Here is an 18586-nt window from a genome sequence, read left to right as displayed (position 1 = left end):
CATACATGAGGAGGCATCATGTTCAGAGGTTGGATGATCAATCTGCTCCTGTTGGCCATCCTGTCGGCTGGTGGTCTCGGGCTGTGGCTGGCGGATCGCAAGGAGGCGGAGAACAAGGCCATTGAGGAACGGTCACGCGCCATTTCCACCCTGACCCCGGACAAGGTGACCAAAGCCACTCTGCACGCAAAGGGGGAAGCGGCCATCACCCTGGAAAAAAAGACCGACAAATGGGAGATCACGACACCCGGTCCCATGCTGACCGATCAGGAGGCCGTCACCCGCTTGCTGGCCATCCTGGGACGCCATTTCAAGCAACAAATCGCAGTCAAACCTGAACAAATGGCCGATTTCGGTCTGGCGGAACCGGATGCAACCCTGACGCTCCATCCGGCCCAGGGCGACCCGACCATTCTGCAACTGGGCAATGAATCTCCCACCAGCGGCAATCGTTATCTGCGTTTGGGTACTTCGGGACCGGTGGTGATGATTCCCAACCACGAGATTTCCGGTCTGACCCAGAAGCTGTCGGACTTGCGCCCCAAGGGGTTGGGGGTTGCCCTGGACCAGAACCCCATCAAGGGGGTCACCCTGGCCGGCAAGGATGGCAACCAGATCATTTTGAAACAGGATGATACCGGTCAATGGCAGAGTGAAAAACCGTTTGTGGATCGGGCTTCGGGTGCCTTGGTGCGCACCTGGCTGGATGATTTGCGCCATGCCCGGGCGGTCAATTTTGTTGCCGGGTCACCTCCGGAAAAGCCGGATTGGCAATTGACCTTGCAACCAGCCAAGGGGGAGCCGCTCACCCTGGTCATCTGGCGTGCGGAAGGGTCTCTGCAAGCCAAACGTCCGGGTGATCCCGACATCATGGTTTTGGATGCCACCACGGCAACCCATCTGGACAAGTCACTCCTGGCGCTCGTGGATCTCCGGCCCTTGCCGCCCGGTGGCGAGTTGCAGCACCTGATTCTGGACCGCAACGGTCAACGCCTGGAAGCCGAGAAAAAAGTCGCCTCAGACAATAAAATCTCTGAAGCAGACAAAAAGGGGATCACGGACAAAAAAGCCACGGAAACGGACAAAAAGTCCCCGCACCAAAAAAATCCGGAAATGGCCGGCGAGTGGCCATCCCCGGCTTGGTTGTCGGTCGAAGAGGTTTTGCTTCGGGAAGCCCTGGAGGCTGTTCCTCTTGCCCCTCTTGATCCAGCCGATTTGACCATCACCGTGGTCAACAAGGGCGCATCGCTGCCCTACGCCTTCAAAAAATCAAATGACAGTTATCTGGTGGCCTCTCCGAATCGTCCTGTTCTTTTGCGTCTGACCCCTTTGCAGACCACTGCCCTGGATGATGCCCTGAAAGTATTGTTCCCGGAGAAAAAGGCTGAATCGCCGGCCAAGGTGGACTCGCCAGCCAAGGTGGACTCGCTGCCCAAACAGTGATCGCCTCTCCTCCTTCGGGACTGCTCCTGCCCACATTGACTTCCGGTTGTGGAAGTCAATGTGGGCATTTCATTCTGTACTCATATCTTGCAAACGTCATATTTCGAGGCTGAATCAACATGCAAATGGACCGACGCCATGATTGGCTTGCAGGAATATTTTTTGTATGTTCTTCGGTTTTGATGTTCACGATTGCCACGGATTTCGGTATCAGTTGGGATGAGCCTGAACATTGGCAGCAGGGTCATCATATTCTGGCTTTCTTTACCTCGTTTTTCCGGGACCGCCATGCCACAAACCCTGATTTTTTAACAAATTTTTACGGTGGACATGCCTATTTTCTGTCTGCCATCACGGAACGTCTGCTGGGTCTGGATTCATACCGGACGGCGCGTCTGGTGCTGCCTTTCCTGGGGTTGCTGGGTGTGGTGGGCTGCTGGCGTCTGACCCGTTTCATCGGCGGGGCACCGGCAGGATTCTGGGCGGCGGTCTTGTTGCTCCTGACACCATCCTATTTTGGGCATGCGTTCATGAATCCAAAAGATATGCCTTTTGCAGTGGGGTATATCTGGTCTCTCTATTTCCTGGTCCGCATGACGGATGCCTACCCCTCCATCCCGCGTCCACTCGCCATCCAGGCCGGCATGGTCGTCGGCACAACCATCGGATTGCGGGTCATGGGTGGCATGTTATTTATTTACCTGCCGCTCCTGCTGATTTACAAACAGTGGCTCCTCTCCAAAGATTCCATCAAAACAGGATCAGGCACCCTCCTGTTCAAGGACATGTTCAATAACCTGTTTAATCACCTGTTCGGGAACATGTTTGCTCTCTTTCTTCTGGTTCTGTCTTCCTTTCTTTCCTGCATTCTGATCTGGCCGGCTGCCTTGTTGAACCCTTTTCAGACCATCTTTCGTTCAATCACCAATGCAACCCATTTTCCAATTTCTTTTACCGTATTCATATTCGGGGAAAAACACGTATCCTCCGACTTGCCGCTCAGTTATCTGCCCATCAATTTCGGGATTGTATTGCCGGAAGTCTCCCTGATCCTGTTGCTGGCGGCAGTTCCCGTCGGGTTGTACCGATTGTTCCCTGTTCGACAAGACCGGTCGGTCAGGGAAATGACGGGTCAGGCAGCCATGCTGGCCGGATTGCTGGTTCCGCTGTTGTTCGTCGTCATCATGAAACCAAATATTTACAATGGTATCCGTCATTTTCTCTTTCTGCTGCCACCCATGGCGGCCCTTCAGTCCCTGCTTTTTGTATCTGCCATGCGCTGGTTGCGGCAACGCGGCAAGCGTAAACTGGCCATGCTCAGCGTATCGGTTGTTGTATTGGCACTTTTCACGCAGGTTGCCAGAATGTGGGTTGTGCATCCCCTGGAATACTCATTCTACAATACCCTGATCGGTGGTTTTCGGGGAGCCTACAACAAGTTTACCCTGGACCACTGGCTGTTAAGCCATAAACCGGCTGTCGATTATTTGATCTCCGCCATCGACAACGATCCAAAACAGGTTCCCAGGGCCGGTGTCGGAAAACCTTTCAAGGTTTTTGTCTGTCCATTTCCCGAATTGATCCTCCCATTCCTGAATCCAAAGATCGAGGCAACCCGCAACGCCCTGGAAGCGGATTTCATGATACTCCAATCCCCGTATCACTGCGTGATACAGCTTTGGGTGGATTACGCTCAATACAGCGGCATCGCGCCAGTCAAGAAAAACCTGCATCGGGTGAAGGTGCAACAGTTTGGATCGGTCCGGACCATGGGTATATCCACAAGCCTGATTCTGTCCGTGGAACCAAAAAACAATGACGAAGTGTGCGTTGCATCCCAGCAGGAAAGCATTCATGAAAAAATATGGCGGATCAATGCCGAAAACCAGGGAATCTGCCAAAAAACCGTGTCTGGTCCAAAAAATATCCATCAAGGATTTTCTTCAGGAGTTCGATAAGGTTCATGAGCAAGCGGCCAATCTTTGTTGCGGGAGGCAAACATGGACGGCGTCACGGCTGGTGGACTGTGGATCGATTTTCAGGACTATGCCCTCAAGGGCGTGCGCAAGGAAAAGCATCGCGCAACCCCCATCGACTTCGGTCTGCCGACCGCCCCGGAAACCTGGGTTGATATTCGCGATTTTGTCGTCAATGGTGTCCGCCCGGTCAAGAAAAAGAAGGTCATCGCCCCACCGCCCCAGGCAACCCCTGCCCCGACCCCCGCCCCGGTCCGGGAGCCTCCTCCCCCGGAACATTTTCAGACAGTTTTTCAGGCTGTTGAAGAACTCTACACCGTTTTGGATCCGCGTGGTCCCCTCTACCAGGAGTTGGACCAGATGCTCGCTACCGCCCGGCAAAAACATCAGGATGGCATCCTGCCAGAGGCCGAGGTCGAACGTTTTTCCCGGGCACTGGCCCAAATTCGTGAAGACTATGCACGCGGTTCAGAACAAATTGTTGACTGGTATCTGGATAATTATTTCAGAATGTTTCATACCGCGCCGCATGATCCGCCGTAACCCGCCATGATCCACCATGAAATGTCTTGACATTTTTTCAATAAGTGCCTAGAATCGATCATGTGGTTTGTCCGTTAGTGGTTGGTCCATGCAATGAACGTTGCCTTTCTTTCGCCATAATGAACTATAGGAAAGTTTGTCGTGTCGGACGATAAGAAGGGGAAACACACACCCGAAAAGACTCGGGGTTCCATTGGTATTCTGGATTGGACATCCGCTGTCAGCAATCCTGAGGCTATAATCGGCATTTTTGGGACCATAAAAGATTCTGGATCGGACACTTTTCCGCCGCCGCCTCCAAAAGACAAGGACAAGGGCGAGAAAAAATAAGGAGACACGCAATGGAATCTCCAGAGACCAAGATTCACAACCTGCTTTTCGGGGTACGGCGCTCCATTCGGTACCACAATCGGCGCAGAATGTTTTTCGACCGGTGGAACAGTCTCACCAATGCCATTTCTGTCATTTTTGGGTCGGCAACTTTCCTGGCAGTTCTCCAGGGAGCAGGGGGAAACCGGATTGCGTTGTGGACATCGGCCCTGGTGACCATTGTGACCGTTGCGGATCGTGTGGGAGAAACCGCAAAAATGGCCCGTCTCCATTTCGACCTGGCCCGGCGGTTCATTGACCTGGAAAAACGCATCATTGCAGCAACCCCGACCGATGACGCTGTCATTGCCCTGACGGCTGTCCGCCTGGATATCGAGGCCGATGAGCCGCCCATTCTGAGAATTCTGGATACCCTCTGCCACAACGAAATGTTGCGGGCCATGGGTTATGAAGAGTGGAGGTTTGTCAAGATTGGCTGGTTCCAAAGACAGGTCGCCCAATTCATGGATTGGCGCGAACATCTTCTGCATGAACGTGCTGTTGCGTCCAGCTCCCAGGGTACCTCATAACAAATAAATGCCTCGTACAGGTCACAATCCACAATCAGGACAAAACAAGGTACACGTTGCCACCAAAATCGGTTAATCTGACCGGGAAACTGCAACCGTTTGAGGTGGAGGGTGGTCATGATACTGGTTACCGGTTGTACGGGTCTGGTGGGAAATTCCCTGGTGCGGCGCTTGCTGGATGAAGGACACCCGGTGCGGGGATTGTCCCGCAAGCCACCCGCCCGACAGGATCCCACCACAAAATCCCTGCAATTTTTCCGGGGATCCGTCGCGGATGTCGCCACCCTGGATGGAGCCATGGAAGGTGTGGATACCGTGATCCATCTGGTAGGCATCCTGGTGGAAACAGGCACCCAGACCTTTGCCAATATTCACCAGGTGGGAACCCAAAATGTCGTTGATGTGGCCAAACGACGCGGGGTGCAAAGAATCATCCACATGAGTTCCCTGGGCACACGACCCCAGGCCGCCAGCCTCTACCATCGCACCAAATGGGAAGCTGAAGAGTATCTGCGCCGCAGCAACCTGCCCCATACCATATTCCGCCCCTCGGTCATTTTTGGCGCACGCGACAATTTCGTCAATCAATTTGCCCGCATCATGCGCTACACACCCTTCATGCCAATCCTGGGCGATGGTCGTTCCCGTATGCAACCCATCTGGGTCGAAGACGTTGTCCACTGCGTGGTGACAGCCATGAACGATCCGGAAACCATTGGACAAACCTTTGAATTGGGTGGACCTGAACGCCTCACCTTCATCGAGATCATGGAAGCCATCGCCGCGACCATGGGAAAAAATCGCCTGAAATTTTATCTGCCCATGCCGCTGTTGCGTCTGGAAGCCGCCGTCATGGAACGGCTCCTGCCCCGCCCGCCCCTGACCTCCGACCAGTTGCTCATGCTCCGCGAAGACAATATCTGTGACATTGACACCATGGTCAAAACTTTCAAGATCGAACCGCGCAATTTTCGCGAGGGAATCCGCACCTACCTTTGACACTGGAACCAGTGAATCCGCAGCCCGACAGCGCATCTTTTCCCCAGTTTCTGTGGAACAGGCTGTGGACAACTTATGAAGAACTATCACAAAATATTGTAAAACAATATACTTTTCATGAATTGATTAAATTTTAGGCAGGGTTTGGATTGTCCCCAACCGTCTGTGGATAACTCTGTGGATATCTTGTGAATGGTCTGGGAACAAAGCGTCAACGGCAGGCGTCACAACAGGCCGGGCGTGGGTGATTGATTATTATCGTCAATATTTTCAATATGATATGTCAGAAGAAATCATGAATCGGCCCATGCAGGTTTCTTCCTTCCCTCGTGTGGCCCTGATTTTGCCTGTGGATGAGTCTTTGTCTGGCAAGCCCAAAATCCGCATACAGACCATCTTGCAGAGTGACCAGGACAATAAAGCTGACGCAAAAAACCCCATGAAGTGTGAAAATTCATGGGGTTTTGGATTTACCTGGATTGTGTTGGACTGGTGTTTGGCGTCCCGTACGGGAATCGAACCCGTGTTGCCGGCGTGAAAGGCCGATGTCCTAGGCCACTAGACGAACGGGACACACCCTGCGTTGCCATGAAATGACGAAGCAGGACACAGTTTCGGCTTGGCAACCGGCCACGAACATCACTTTCTCGCCGCTCCAAGCCCCAACTGGCGCACACAATAGTGTGCCGGAGAGACCTTGGCAATGGATAAAGATGGAGAGATCCATTTTTTTTGGATATGATCGGCGGATCAGGATGCCCCAACCCAGGAGAGACCCCATGAGCGTATTGCTGGAATTTTCCATGACCCCATTAGACAAGGGCGAGAGTGTCAGCGCCTATGTTGCCCGTTCTCTGGAAATCATTGATCGCAGTGGTCTGCCCTACAAGATGGGACCCATGGGAACCTGTGTTGAAGGGGAGTGGGATCAGGTCATGGCTGTTGCCAGGGAGTGCTACGAACGCATGCGGCAGGATTGTCAGCGCATCGCCATATCCATGCGGGCCGATCACCGGGCCGGCAGGGAGGGTCGCCTCACCAGCAAAATCCAGAGTGTCGAAACGCATCTGGGTCGCAAAATCAAGAGTTGACGGAATCGGATCTTGCACCATCTTGGAACCCTTGCGGATGTGTGCTACCCTGTTGTGATGTACATGTTGGCATTGATGATGTCATTCCCGCACACTCGAACCATGGATTGAAACATGCCCGCGCTCACCGATCTTGCTGCCTGGAAAGCCCTGACGACCCATCGGGATCAAATTGCCGATCAACACCTGCGCGACCTCTTTGCCAGGGATCTGGACCGTTTTGGCAAATTTTCCCTCAGGCTCGAAGATATGCTGTTTGACTACTCCAAAAACCGGGTCACCCAGGACAGCATGAACCTGCTCCTGCAACTGGCGCGGGAGTGCGATGTGGAATCATGGCGGGATCGCATGTTTGCCGGGGAGAAAATCAACAATACGGAAAAACGCGCCGTGTTGCATGTGGCACTGCGCAACCTCTCCGACCGCCCCATTCGCGTGGATGGCGAAGATGTGATGCCCGGGGTCCGGCGGGTCCTCGATCATATGCGCGACTTTGCCCAAGCCGTGCGCAGTGGTGCCTGGAAAGGGGATACCGGCAAGTCCATCCGCGATGTGGTCAATATTGGTATCGGTGGTTCGGATCTCGGACCGGTCATGGTGTGCGAGGCCCTGAAACCCTATATCCAGAAAGGGTTGAATCTCCACTTTGTCTCCAATGTGGATGGCACCCACATTGCCGAAACAGTCAAGAAACTCGACCCGGAAACCACGCTCTTCATCGTCGCATCCAAGACCTTCACCACCCAGGAAACCATCGCCAATGCTCTTTCGGCCCGGGCCTGGCTTGTGGAACGGCTGGGTGAAAAAGCCGTGAGCAAACATTTTGTGGCGCTCTCCACCAACGGCAAGGAAGTGGCCAAATTCGGCATCGATGTCAAAAACATGTTTGAATTCTGGGACTGGGTCGGCGGTCGTTACAGCCTCTGGTCCGCCATCGGTCTGCCCATTGCCATTGCCATTGGTTTTGATGGATTTTACGAGCTTCTGGCCGGCGGACATGCCATGGATGAACATTTCCGGACTGCCCCCCTCGGGCAGAACATGCCCGTCATCAAAGCCCTGATCGGCATCTGGAATCATAATTTTTTGGGTGCCGAAAGCTTTGCGGTCCTTCCCTATGACCAGTATCTGCACCGCCTGCCCGCCTTCCTCCAACAGTCGGACATGGAGTCGAACGGCAAATATGTCACCCGGGACGGGGCCAGGGTCTCCTGGAAGACCGGGCCGATTCTCTTCGGAGAACCGGGAACCAATGGCCAGCACTCCTTCTATCAACTGGTTCATCAGAGTACCCGTCTGATCCCGGCGGATTTCATTGCTGCGGCCCAGAGTCACAATCCCATCGGCGATCACCATCAATTGCTGCTTTCCAACTTTTTTGCCCAGACCGAAGCCTTGATGAAGGGCAAAACCGCTGCCGAGGCCCGAGCCGAATTGCAGGCCCAAAAGCTCTCCGGTGCCGAGTTGGAATTCCTGACCGCCCACAAGGTGTTCGATGGCAACCGGCCCACCAACTCCATTCTGGTGCGTCGCATCACGCCCAGAACGTTGGGCATGCTGATCGCCCTCTATGAACACACCATCCATGTCCAGGGCATCATCTGGAACATCAACTCCTACGATCAATGGGGCGTCGAGCTGGGCAAACAACTCGCCAAACAAATTCTTCCGGAATTGACCGCCGCCGGCAAGGTGACCAGCCATGATGCCTCGACCAATGGTCTGATCAACTATTACAAGGAGTTGAAATAATCCTGAATTTGTCAGGCACTCTCTGCGAAGGAAAATCGTCATGCCCCGGGAAGATTCGACTGCGACCACGCCTGCCGGTCCGGACCAGACCATGTATCACAAGGGAGGACCCTACAGGGTCCCGGTCGATGAGGGGCAGAATTTGACCATCTGCCAGTGTGGCCGCTCGAACACCCCCCCCTTTTGTTCGGGCCGCCACAAGCTGGAACAAGATGCCTCGCTTCCCCTGAAATTTACCGCCAAAACCACCGGCCAGATTGCCGTCTGCGGATGCGGCAAAAGCCGCAATCTGCCCTGGTGTGATGCGAGTCATGGTCACGGGTCCTGCATCGACGGTGAAACCTGATCGAACGAAGTTGCCTGCTCTCTCTGTCTGCCTGATCCGGCAGGTTAACCGTTCGGGAGCGTGTGGGATGAATCTGGATTTGCTGGCCACCTGCCTGCGTGACCGCCTGCCCGGTCTGTTGGCAATCTATCTGTTTGGCAGCCATGCTGCGGACAAGGCAGGGCCGGAAAGCGATCTGGACCTGGCGATTTTGCTGGCGGACAAGATCGACCCTGTTGGCCTCTGGACCCTTGCGGACGAACTGGTTGACATGGCTGGTTGTCCCGTCGATCTGGTGGATTTGCGCACCGCCACCACTGTCTTGCAATATCAGATCATGATGACTGGCAGGCGGCTTTGGACCAGGGATCATCGGGCACCCCTGTACGAAAGTTTTATCCTCAGCGAAAAAACCGCCTTGGACGAAGCCCGTGCCCCGCTTCTGGAAATCATCCGGCAGGAAGGTTCCATTCATGGTCGATGACGTTTTGATCAACAAGGCGGCCACCATTGAACGGTGTGTGGCCCGTGCCCGGGAGGAGTACCACAAGGAACCGGACACCTTTGCCTCTGACCATACCCGCCAGGATGCCGCCATTCTCAATATTCAACGTGCTTGTGAAGCGGCTCTGGATATGGGCCAGCACCTCATTCTCCGGGAACGGTTGGGTGTTCCCCAAGGGGCACGCCATGTTTTCGATCTGCTGGCCGGGGGCGGTTGGATCGATGTGAATCTGGCCAAGCAACTGAAACTCATGGTGGGATTTCGCAACATTGCTGTCCACGATTATCAAACCCTGCATCTGCCCATCATCGTGACCATCATCACCCGACATTTGGATGAATTACTGGACTATGCCCAACATCTTTTGCAACGGGATGGCCAAAACCGATGGAAGCAATTTTAGAACCATCAAGCCGATTCCTTTGATAGATTTCAATATGGATGACAAGGCCTTTCCGGTCTTTGGGAAAAGGTGACAGAAAAAAAATTTCTGGACTTGAGAGAGCAACCCTATGGTATATTGACCATATGTCAAAGGCCAGACTTCTGCATCATCAAAAATTTGTATTTCCGGATGGTGCGATCCAGGAAATGAAGCTTTGGCAGTTACCCGTGAAAACGGTTGACCGTCCGCATGGATTGAAATACAGCCTCCATTATGGGTTGGCGGATGGAACCGGCCTTGTACGATATGACAATGAAACCGGCAAGGGCGACCATCGACACATCGGATCCAGGGAAGAGCCTTATCGATTCTCGACAGTTGAAAATCTTGTGGCAGATTTTTTGACGGATGTGGATGTGGCAAGAGGAGATGGCTGATGAAAAGACAGGTCAAGATCGGTGTTGCTGATCATCGGCAAATCGCCCAGGAATTTGTCACAGCCTGGAAACGGGCTGAACGGGGAGATGCACCGGAAGAACCGGTCGAACGGCTCTATTTTGCTGACATGATAACCCTTTTTGAAACATTGACTCCGGTTCGATTGCGTCTTCTGGTCATGTTGCACAGGGAAGGCCCGTCCAGCATCAGAAGCCTCTCCCAAAAACTTCATCGGGATTACAAAAATGTTCATACCGATGTCGGAATCCTGAGTCAGGCCGGATTGATCATCAAGGACAGGCAGGACCGCTTGACATCGCCATGGACTTCAATCATATCGGAATTGACTCTGGATTCGCCTGGTTTGTCTGCGTAGGATGAAGATTCCCTGACTCCAGCTCTCTGGTAAGACTTTCTTCCGTCAGGGTGAATACTTCCACTTTTTCCTGCGCCAATGCTCGAATAAAATCCCGCCGATTCATCCCTGCCAGTTCGGCAGCCCGCTCCTGGGAAACGGTACCCTTCTGATACCAGTGTATTGCCGCCGCCAGTTTCATTTCACGCACAAACTCGTCAGGTGATCGTCGCAGAACTGAAAACGAGAATTCGGGAACAGAAACAAACCTGCCGCACCGGCCTTGACAGTAAAGCGCTTTTGAAAGTGTTTTCATGCCTTTACTTTCGGGAAACAAGGCGGGAGAATGACGGTTTATTTTCGGTCATGCCGGGGAACCGTTCCAATCCCGGCACCAAATCAAAGGAGGGTATGCAACATGAGCCAATCCATGCAGGATCGTGACGGTAAAATCTGGATGGACGGCACCCTGGTTGAATGGCGGGAGGCCAAGGTCCATATTTTAACCCATACCCTTCATTACGGCTTTGGCGTCTTCGAAGGAATTCGCTGCTACCAGACAGATACCGGCTCGGGATCCGCCGTCTTTCGCCTGACCGAACATATCGACCGATTGTTCGGATCGGCCCACATTCTCAACATAAAAATTCCCTTCTCCAAGGGAGAGATCATCCACGCCTGCCTGGAAGTGTTGCGTCAGAATGGCATGAAAGCCGGGTATCTGCGCCCCCTGGTCTATCTGGGTGCCGACAGCCTGGGGATCAATCCCAAACCCTGCAAGGTCCGGGTGGCCGTGGCCTGCTGGGAATGGGGTGCCTACCTCGGTGAAGAAGGTATGGAAAATGGCATCCGTATCAAAACATCCTCCTATACGCGCCACCATCCCAATGTCACCATGACCCGCGCCAAGGCCGTTGGCAACTACTCGAACTCCATCCTGGCCAAAACCGAAGCCCTGACCGCCGGCTTCGACGAAGCCCTGCTGCTCGATACCGAAGGATATGTGGCCGAAGGCTCCGGGGAAAATGTCTTCATGTTGCGCAAAGGCATCCTGAAAACCCCCCCCCTCGACTCGGCCCTGGAAGGGATCACCCGCGACGCCGTCATGACCCTGGCCCGGGAAATGGGCTATGTCGTCCAGGAACAACGCTTTCCCCGCGATGAACTCCTGCTCGCCGACGAGGCGTTTTTCACGGGCACCGCCGCCGAAGTCACCCCGATCCGGGAACTCGACAATCGACAAATCGGCATCGGCAAGGCCGGACCCGTGACCAAGGCGATCCAAAAACGCTTCTTCGATGTGGTGCATGGCCGTGACCCGTCCCATCTGGACTGGTTGACCCAGGTCTATTGAGGTCGGCAAGCCGGCTGATCCGGGTCTGCTCAGGTTGGTTGAAAAAGAATATTGTGGAGAGATCGACATCATGGCAACGCACCAATACATTTTTACCATGCACAGGCTGACCAAGGTTGTGCCACCCAAGCGCATCATTCTGGAAAACATCACCCTGGCCTTTCTGCCGGGTGCCAAAATCGGCGTGCTGGGATTGAATGGTGCCGGCAAATCCTCCCTGCTGCGGGTAATGGCCGGAATCGATCATGAATTCAACGGCGAAGCCAAACCAGCCCCGGGAATCCGGGTCGGGTTTCTCTCCCAGGAACCGGAACTCGATCCCGCCAAAGGCGTAAGAGGTAACGTCGAGGAGGGGGTGGCTGATGTCAAAAAACTCCTCGACCGCTTCAACGAAGTCTCCATGAAATTCGGTGACGTGACCACCGACGACGAGATGAATGCCCTGGTCACCGAACAGGCCGAGCTGCAAGAAGCCATCGACCGGGTGGAAGGGTGGGACCTCGACCGCAAGCTCGAAATTGCCGCCGATGCCCTGCGACTCCCCCCCTGGGATGCCGAAGTCAAACATCTTTCGGGCGGGGAAAAGCGCCGCATCGCCCTCTGTCGGCTGCTCCTCAGCGCCCCGGATCTTTTGCTCCTGGACGAACCGACCAACCATCTGGATGCCGAATCGGTCTCCTGGATGGAACGTTTCCTGGAACAATATCCCGGCACGGTGGTGGCCGTGACCCACGACCGGTATTTTCTCGACAATGTCGCCGGCTGGATCCTGGAACTGGATCGGGGTCGTGGCATCCCCTGGGAAGGCAACTACTCCTCCTGGCTCGAACAAAAAGAGCAACGCCTCGCCCTGGAAAAGCGCGAAGACGAAGCCCTGACCAAACGGCTGCAACACGAACTGGAGTGGGTACGCTCCTCCCCCAAGGCCCGCCAGGCCAAAAGCAAGGCCCGCATGTCCGCCTATGAAGAGCTTGCTGCCCAGCATCGGGAAATACGCCGTGAGACAACCTCGCTTTTCATTCCCGCCGGTCCCCGTCTGGGCGATGTGGTCATCGAGGCCAAAGGGGTGGGCAAAGGCTTTGGCGATCGCGCTTTGATCGACAATCTTTCCTTCATTCTGCCACGGGGTGGTCTGTTGGGGGTCGTCGGCGGCAACGGTGTGGGCAAGACCACCTTCCTGCGCATGCTCACCGGCGAAGAACAACCCGATACCGGATCCCTGACCCTGGGCGAAACCGTCAAACTGACCTATGTCGATCAAAGTCGCGCAGCCCTCGATCCAGAAAAAAATGTCTGGGATGTCATTTCCGACGGCGCGGACATGGTGCCCTTGGGAGACCGGGAGGTCAACTCACGTGCCTATGTCTCCTGGTTCAACTTCAAAGGTGCCGATCAACAGAAAAAAGTCAAAGTCCTCTCCGGCGGCGAACGCAACCGGGTCCATCTGGCTCGCCTGATCAAGGGTGGCGGCAACCTGCTGCTCCTGGACGAACCAACCAATGACCTGGATGTGGAAACCCTGCGCGCCCTGGAAGAGGCCCTGCTGGAGTTTCCCGGCAGCGCAGTCATCGTTTCCCATGACCGCTGGTTCCTGGACCGGGTCGCCACCCATATCCTGGCCTTCGAAGGGGACTCCAGCGTGGTCTTTTTCCAGGGCAACTATCAGGATTATGAAGCGGATCGTCACAAACGCCTGGGACAGGCCGCCGATCAACCCCATCGGGTCCGCTACAAAAAATTGACCCGCTGAGCCATTGTCAGGAAGCCGGCCAGTCCGGCTTCCCGGCTTGATTTCAGCGTTATGAACAGCCAAGGAATCGAAAGATGACAGCCAGTCCGGCTTTCTGGGTGGTGGGCATTGTGGTCAACGTCCTGTTGACCGGGCTGGCCATCTGGTGGCTTGTCAAACAGATACGGAAATAAATGTTCGGCTCATGGGAAAAAACTCAAAAATCGACTGGACGCACCACACTTTCAATCCCTGGTGGGGTTGCGAAAAAGTTTCCACGGGCTGCGACCATTGCTATGCCCAGATTTGGGCCGCCAGGATGGGAATGCGTATTTGGGGACATGATGCTGAGAGGCGTTTCTTTGGAGACCAACATTGGCGAGAGCCTTTGCGGTGGAATCAGAGTGCAGAACGTCAACAAGAGAGACAGAAAGTTTTTTGTTCCTCAATGGCAGACGTATTTGAAGAGCGAAAAGATCTGGATCCATTGCGCGAGCGACTATGGAGTCTGATTGCCAATACACCATGGCTTGATTGGCTTTTGGTAACCAAAAGGCCGGAGTGTGTTCCAAAAATGGTGCCATGGAATAATGACTGGCCGGCTCATGTTTGGCTTGGGACAACAGCCGAAAACCAGGAGTGTGCCATGCACCGTTTGCCTTATCTACTTGATACACCGGCAAAAGTTCGTTTTGTGTCATGCGAACCTCTGGTAGGAGCCGTGGATCTCGGTCCATGGATTGGACCGAACGGACTGGATTGGGTCATCGCCGGAGGTGAAAGTGGGGCACGAGCCAGACCCATGCAACCAAAATGGGTAGAAAAAATCTACCAACAGTGCAAAAAAGCCGGAGTGTCGTTCTTTTTCAAACAATGGGGTACCTTTGGTCAGGACGGCATGCATCGTTCCAAAAAAGATAACGGAAATCTGTTTCAAGGCAATCTGGTGCATGAATACCCGGATGCACATAGAACAACTTCCATATCATCTGATGCCATTTAGAGAAAGACCATGCCCGCCAAAGGTGGATATGACTGGGATTTTGATAACCCTCCAGATATTGAAACACATTCCCTGATCAAACATGAAATCCTGCGGGATTACCTTGTCCAATATGTTCATGTCGTAGCTAGGAATCCACGTATCGATAAACTGCGAATCGCCGTGGTCGATGGTTTTGCTGGTGGTGGGGTATATAAAAATCCGGTCAGCAAGGAAAGACATGAAGGGTCGCCTCTGATTATTCTGCGAGCGATTCGCCAAGCCGAAAACGAAATTAACGCAACCAGACAAATTCCGCTCACAGTTTTGCCAACTTTTCATTTTATCGAAAAAGACTTAAATGGATTTAAATGCCTATCTCGCATGTTGTGCGAGGGCAATGTTCCTTATTCTGAGAATATACATCTTCACAATAAAAATTTTGAGGATATATTTATTGAGTTGATTTCTAAAATAAACAAAGAGAAATTTAGTAAAGTAATATTTATTCTGGATCAGTATGGTTATAAAAATGTTACCATGCAAATGCTAAGAAATATTTTTAGTATATTTATATCCTCTGAAGTGATCATGACGTTTGCCGTGGATGCCATGATTGATTATTATAGTCCGAATCTGGAGAAAACGATTCGAAATATCGGTATTGAACGTTATCTTCCAACTGAAGATGAGCTAAAGAGATTGAAATCAGATAGTCAATGGCGTCACAAGATTCAGGAAAGATTGATTCCAGGCATTTTCCAGGAGTCTGGAGCATCATTTTATACCCCATTTCTCATACGATCTGCTGACTCTACTCGTGCCTATTGTTGGATCCATCTCTCAAAGCATTATCGTGCCAAAGATGTCATGATGGGTTTGCATTGGGAAAAATCTGGTCGTTTTTTGCATTATGGAGGACCTGGGTTGAAGATGTTTGTCTATGACTCAAAATATGATGTTGCCTTGACAGGACAACGTGTTTTTCAATTCGATGAGGATGATAGGACTATAAGTGTCAAACAGCTTTCCGATGATCTACCCAAACACATCTACGATTGCGTCGGAAAAGAAGGTATCTTATTCAGTAAGTTTTTGGAAAACAATTTTAACGGAACTCCGGCAACAGTGACTATGCTCAAGGAAGCATTCCAGCCTTCCTTACGAGAAAAAGATATTCTGATCATTGGTCCAAATGGAGAAATACGTAAAAAAACCAGTGCCATGAAACCTGAAGATACGATCATTCGTAATCCACAGCTACGTTTGCCGCTAACTTACGATTAAAATTTTCTGTAAAAATCTCGATTTCTGATGATATTAATTTACAAACATCCATAATTGTCTAGTTGCATAAACCCTGACATCAACGATTCCGGTTTTGGCGAATTGGGAGCGGGAGGCAGATTGAGTGACACGGCAGCCATTGCTGATGTGGAATCTAAACTGAGACTTTCGAGGGTGGCGTCAGTGTTCATCAATTGTGAGAAGCGTGAGCAAACTGAAAATTATTGCGTCCACTCGTCTTGACGGCGTACATGGCCTTGTCGGCATGGGACATGAGGGTTTCTGCCTTTTCACCGTGTTCGGGATACAGGCTGATGCCGATACTCACCCCAATCGAGCATTCCGTATTTTGGATATCAAACGGTTTGCCAAGACAAAGCAGAATTTTTTCTGCCACGAGGGTGACGTTTTGGATTGTGGCAACATCTTCAAGAACCACGGCAAACTCGTCCCCGCCAAAACGGGCCAGGAGATCCGATGCCCGCAAGGTTCCCTGAATCCGATTGGTTACTTCCACCAGCAAGGCATCTCCGGCGGCATGCCCCAGGGAGTCATTGACCTGTTTGAAACGATCCAGATCCAGAAGCATGACCGCCGCAATGGTCCGGGTGCGGGCTGCCCTGGACAAGACCCGATCCAGGTGTTCATGATACAGGGAGCGGTTGGGCAAGCCGGTTAAAAGATCGTGATGCGCCATATGTTCAAGGCGTTCTTCCACCCGTTTGCGTTCGATCACCTCTGCCAGGGAGTGGACGATACTGGTCAGCAAGGCCTCGATTTCCGCATCCTGGGACGGGGCCTTATCCACCTGAAGGGTCAAAACTCCCAACACCTTTCCCCGGGAGAGAATGGGCATGCAATACTGGCTGTGGTCGTCCACTCCGGGATGACGAATCAGGCAGCGGGCATCCTTGTTGTTGCCAAATTCCATCGTGCCCTTGGCCAGGACGATGCCACACAGGCAATGGTCCGCTTTCACCTGGGAACAAATCTGCACCTCTTCTGATGAAAGTCCAACAGATACGGTCAATTGCATGACGCCTGTTTCTTGATCCACAAGAAAGATGGCTGCCTTGTTGTTCCAGGCCTTGATCCAGGGAATGTTCAGAATGATTTGCAGGGCTGTTTTAAGGTAGTCTTGTAGCGTCAAAGGCGTCAGGGAAGTTTCAAGCAAGGCATTGAGAGCGAGACGGGACATGAGAGCATGCTGATCGGAAGACTCCAAACGCTGCAAGGTTTGCGCAAGGGAATTGACCATCACTGCAATATTGTCCAGTTCGTCGCGGGTTCCCTCCAGGGGAACACGACTTGAATAATTTCCTTCGGAACAAACTTGCAGTGAATGCACAATCCGGCGGGTACGTTGCATCAGCCAGCGCAGGAAGAGAAAAATCGCCGCAGTCATGGTCAGCGGTGCCAGGACACTGATTGAGAGCATCATCCAGCGGTTGGCGGTAACCACGGCTTGGGTATCGGCGGCAATTTCACCCCGCAGCAACCCGGCAGGAGAAGAGAGTTGTTCCACATTCAGCATGACCTGGACCGCAGCCTGATTCAATTGGACACGCAAGTCGCGCAACAGATCATCAGCGACAAACGAGGCCTGTAACAACTGATAAAGGGAGTTTTCCCCCTCGGTCAGAAGTGATGGAATTTTCAGAACAGAAGACTCCAGCTCCAGGGTCAGAGGATGCAGTTCCGATCCCGCATCGATCTGATCTTTCAACCGGGAAAGGGCGTCACGAATGGTTCCCATGGCTTGTTCAATGCCATTGGCGCGAATGCTGATCAGCAGATCCCGACGCCTTTCCATCGTCAACTGGCGGCTGAGCAGAACCAGGGCAAGACTTCCCTGACGCACATTGGCCGTGGCATTCTGGACATGTGCCGAAGTTGTCTTGAACTGCTCGCGAACCAAAGGAAGCCAGGTTGTTTCCGTTGCCTCTTGTTCCAGCAGGGATCGGATGCGTCTGATGCGACGATACTCTTCGAGCCGCGTCTTGCCTGCCAATGCATCTGCCATGAGGACAATTTTATCTGCTTCCCGCTCCAACTTATGAAAACCATCCTTCAAGCGTGCAGAGAGAAGCAGCCACTGCCGACGTTGTTCTGTCAAGCGGCTGTCCGCCTTGAGCAGGTCAACAAAGTTGCGATCCAGTTCGGTCAGATTTTCCCTGGTTGCGGGAAAGCGCACCAGAATGCCCTCCAGGCGCTGGCGCTCCTGGTCATAGCGTTGTTCCAGGGGGGTGCGCGAGGTGATGGCCATCAACTCGGCGACCGAGATGACATTCATCATTTCGTGTTGCCGATCCTTGAGCCGCATGACGATTTCCAACACGCTTCGCACAGCTTCGCTGACCGGAAAGGCACTTTCCACCAATTCTTCGTGATATTTCACCAGCCGATGGTTGGAGAGCAAGGCGACAGTGGAGAGCAACAGGATGAAAAGCACAGAGGCCATGGCCAAGCCCAACACCATGTTGCGAATGCTTAATTTCAAACCGAATGCCATATTCACGTTCC

General features: G+C 53.0%; 18 protein-coding genes and 1 tRNA gene. 16 read left to right on the top strand and 3 right to left on the bottom strand.

The window, feature by feature from the left end:
* Positions 1–18 precede the first annotated feature (18 nt).
* The 5 genes from HQL65_02590 to HQL65_02570 all read left to right on the top strand — a co-directional run bounded on the left by HQL65_02590 (position 19) and on the right by HQL65_02570 (position 5860).
* Complete coding sequence (locus HQL65_02590; GenBank protein MBF0135100.1) at positions 19–1443, top strand: DUF4340 domain-containing protein; 1425 nt, start codon at positions 19–21, stop codon at positions 1441–1443.
* Positions 1444–1562: 119 nt separating this feature from the next.
* Positions 1563–3401, top strand: coding sequence for a glycosyltransferase family 39 protein (locus HQL65_02585; GenBank protein MBF0135099.1), 1839 nt, complete (start codon positions 1563–1565; stop codon positions 3399–3401).
* 42 nt (positions 3402–3443) lie between these two features.
* The gene (locus tag HQL65_02580) at positions 3444–3962 is read left to right on the top strand and encodes a hypothetical protein (GenBank protein ID MBF0135098.1); all 519 of its coding nucleotides are present in this window, start codon (positions 3444–3446) and stop codon (positions 3960–3962) included.
* Between the two features lie 341 nt (positions 3963–4303).
* On the top strand, positions 4304–4861 hold the full coding sequence (locus tag HQL65_02575; GenBank protein MBF0135097.1) for a hypothetical protein: 558 nt from the start codon (positions 4304–4306) through the stop codon (positions 4859–4861).
* 117 nt (positions 4862–4978) lie between these two features.
* On the top strand, positions 4979–5860 hold the full coding sequence (locus tag HQL65_02570; GenBank protein MBF0135096.1) for a complex I NDUFA9 subunit family protein: 882 nt from the start codon (positions 4979–4981) through the stop codon (positions 5858–5860).
* A gap of 497 nt (positions 5861–6357) precedes the next feature.
* Here HQL65_02570 and HQL65_02565 read toward each other — a convergent pair.
* A tRNA-Glu gene (locus HQL65_02565) sits at positions 6358–6433 on the bottom strand.
* A 206-nt stretch (positions 6434–6639) separates the two neighbouring features.
* Between HQL65_02565 and HQL65_02560 the strand changes: the two genes are divergently transcribed.
* The 7 genes from HQL65_02560 to HQL65_02530 all read left to right on the top strand — a co-directional run bounded on the left by HQL65_02560 (position 6640) and on the right by HQL65_02530 (position 10732).
* Positions 6640–6951 (top strand): MTH1187 family thiamine-binding protein, encoded by a 312-nt coding sequence (locus HQL65_02560; protein MBF0135095.1) that lies wholly within the window; start codon positions 6640–6642, stop codon positions 6949–6951.
* Between the two features lie 114 nt (positions 6952–7065).
* The gene (gene pgi, locus HQL65_02555; GenBank protein ID MBF0135094.1) at positions 7066–8703 is read left to right on the top strand and encodes a glucose-6-phosphate isomerase; all 1638 of its coding nucleotides are present in this window, start codon (positions 7066–7068) and stop codon (positions 8701–8703) included.
* 40 nt (positions 8704–8743) lie between these two features.
* Complete coding sequence (locus HQL65_02550; GenBank protein MBF0135093.1) at positions 8744–9049, top strand: CDGSH iron-sulfur domain-containing protein; 306 nt, start codon at positions 8744–8746, stop codon at positions 9047–9049.
* A 67-nt stretch (positions 9050–9116) separates the two neighbouring features.
* On the top strand, positions 9117–9512 hold the full coding sequence (locus HQL65_02545; GenBank protein ID MBF0135092.1) for a nucleotidyltransferase domain-containing protein: 396 nt from the start codon (positions 9117–9119) through the stop codon (positions 9510–9512).
* Entirely contained in the window at positions 9502–9936 is a 435-nt protein-coding gene (locus HQL65_02540) for a DUF86 domain-containing protein (GenBank protein MBF0135091.1), read from the top strand. Before HQL65_02545 ends, HQL65_02540 begins: the two co-directional genes overlap by 11 nt.
* Before the next feature lie 125 nt (positions 9937–10061).
* Positions 10062–10355: a hypothetical protein gene (locus HQL65_02535; protein ID MBF0135090.1), complete on the top strand. Its 294-nt coding sequence runs from the start codon at positions 10062–10064 to the stop codon at positions 10353–10355.
* Positions 10355–10732, top strand: coding sequence for a hypothetical protein (locus HQL65_02530; GenBank protein ID MBF0135089.1), 378 nt, complete (start codon positions 10355–10357; stop codon positions 10730–10732). The genes HQL65_02535 and HQL65_02530 overlap by 1 nt, the downstream gene beginning before the upstream one ends.
* Here HQL65_02530 and HQL65_02525 read toward each other — a convergent pair.
* Positions 10689–11027, bottom strand: a complete 339-nt coding sequence (locus HQL65_02525; protein ID MBF0135088.1) for a UPF0175 family protein — start codon at positions 11025–11027, stop codon at positions 10689–10691. The two genes, HQL65_02530 and HQL65_02525, sit on opposite strands and share 44 nt — an antisense overlap.
* A gap of 114 nt (positions 11028–11141) precedes the next feature.
* Here HQL65_02525 and HQL65_02520 point away from each other — a divergent pair, with 114 nt between their 5' ends.
* The 4 genes from HQL65_02520 to tcmP all read left to right on the top strand — a co-directional run bounded on the left by HQL65_02520 (position 11142) and on the right by tcmP (position 16063).
* Entirely contained in the window at positions 11142–12065 is a 924-nt protein-coding gene (locus tag HQL65_02520; protein ID MBF0135087.1) for a branched-chain amino acid transaminase, read from the top strand.
* 70 nt (positions 12066–12135) lie between these two features.
* Positions 12136–13815, top strand: coding sequence for an energy-dependent translational throttle protein EttA (gene ettA, locus HQL65_02515; protein ID MBF0135086.1), 1680 nt, complete (start codon positions 12136–12138; stop codon positions 13813–13815).
* 184 nt (positions 13816–13999) lie between these two features.
* On the top strand, positions 14000–14797 hold the full coding sequence (locus tag HQL65_02510) for a phage Gp37/Gp68 family protein (protein MBF0135085.1): 798 nt from the start codon (positions 14000–14002) through the stop codon (positions 14795–14797).
* A gap of 9 nt (positions 14798–14806) precedes the next feature.
* A complete protein-coding gene (gene tcmP, locus HQL65_02505) occupies positions 14807–16063 on the top strand; it encodes a three-Cys-motif partner protein TcmP (GenBank protein ID MBF0135084.1) in 1257 nt (418 codons plus the stop codon).
* Between the two features lie 190 nt (positions 16064–16253).
* Here the strand turns inward: tcmP and HQL65_02500 are convergent, their stop codons facing one another.
* The gene (locus HQL65_02500) at positions 16254–18575 is read right to left on the bottom strand and encodes a diguanylate cyclase (protein ID MBF0135083.1); all 2322 of its coding nucleotides are present in this window, start codon (positions 18573–18575) and stop codon (positions 16254–16256) included.
* Between the last annotated feature and the right edge of the window lie 11 nt (positions 18576–18586).

It is taken from the genome of Magnetococcales bacterium (genome assembly GCA_015228935.1).
Lineage (GTDB): Bacteria > Pseudomonadota > Magnetococcia > Magnetococcales > DC0425bin3 > HA3dbin3.
This window is presented reverse-complemented; position numbering and strand designations above follow the sequence as displayed.

Excerpts from the sequence above, each read along its gene's own strand:
- HQL65_02570 (MBF0135096.1), top strand. The coding sequence starts at position 4,979 with ATGATACTGGTTACCGGTTGTACGGGTCTGGTGGGAAATTCCCTGGTG.
- HQL65_02500 (MBF0135083.1), bottom strand. The coding sequence starts at position 18,575 with ATGGCATTCGGTTTGAAATTAAGCATTCGCAACATGGTGTTGGGCTTG.
- HQL65_02545 (MBF0135092.1), top strand. The coding sequence starts at position 9,117 with ATGAATCTGGATTTGCTGGCCACCTGCCTGCGTGACCGCCTGCCCGGT.
- HQL65_02575 (MBF0135097.1), top strand. The coding sequence starts at position 4,304 with ATGGAATCTCCAGAGACCAAGATTCACAACCTGCTTTTCGGGGTACGG.
- HQL65_02510 (MBF0135085.1), top strand. The coding sequence starts at position 14,000 with ATGGGAAAAAACTCAAAAATCGACTGGACGCACCACACTTTCAATCCC.
- pgi (MBF0135094.1), top strand. The coding sequence starts at position 7,066 with ATGCCCGCGCTCACCGATCTTGCTGCCTGGAAAGCCCTGACGACCCAT.
- ettA (MBF0135086.1), top strand. The coding sequence starts at position 12,136 with ATGGCAACGCACCAATACATTTTTACCATGCACAGGCTGACCAAGGTT.
- HQL65_02525 (MBF0135088.1), bottom strand. The coding sequence starts at position 11,027 with ATGAAAACACTTTCAAAAGCGCTTTACTGTCAAGGCCGGTGCGGCAGG.
- HQL65_02540 (MBF0135091.1), top strand. The coding sequence starts at position 9,502 with ATGGTCGATGACGTTTTGATCAACAAGGCGGCCACCATTGAACGGTGT.
- HQL65_02550 (MBF0135093.1), top strand. The coding sequence starts at position 8,744 with ATGCCCCGGGAAGATTCGACTGCGACCACGCCTGCCGGTCCGGACCAG.
- HQL65_02580 (MBF0135098.1), top strand. The coding sequence starts at position 3,444 with ATGGACGGCGTCACGGCTGGTGGACTGTGGATCGATTTTCAGGACTAT.
- HQL65_02560 (MBF0135095.1), top strand. The coding sequence starts at position 6,640 with ATGAGCGTATTGCTGGAATTTTCCATGACCCCATTAGACAAGGGCGAG.
- HQL65_02535 (MBF0135090.1), top strand. The coding sequence starts at position 10,062 with ATGTCAAAGGCCAGACTTCTGCATCATCAAAAATTTGTATTTCCGGAT.
- tcmP (MBF0135084.1), top strand. The coding sequence starts at position 14,807 with ATGCCCGCCAAAGGTGGATATGACTGGGATTTTGATAACCCTCCAGAT.
- HQL65_02590 (MBF0135100.1), top strand. The coding sequence starts at position 19 with ATGTTCAGAGGTTGGATGATCAATCTGCTCCTGTTGGCCATCCTGTCG.
- HQL65_02530 (MBF0135089.1), top strand. The coding sequence starts at position 10,355 with ATGAAAAGACAGGTCAAGATCGGTGTTGCTGATCATCGGCAAATCGCC.
- HQL65_02520 (MBF0135087.1), top strand. The coding sequence starts at position 11,142 with ATGCAGGATCGTGACGGTAAAATCTGGATGGACGGCACCCTGGTTGAA.
- HQL65_02585 (MBF0135099.1), top strand. The coding sequence starts at position 1,563 with ATGCAAATGGACCGACGCCATGATTGGCTTGCAGGAATATTTTTTGTA.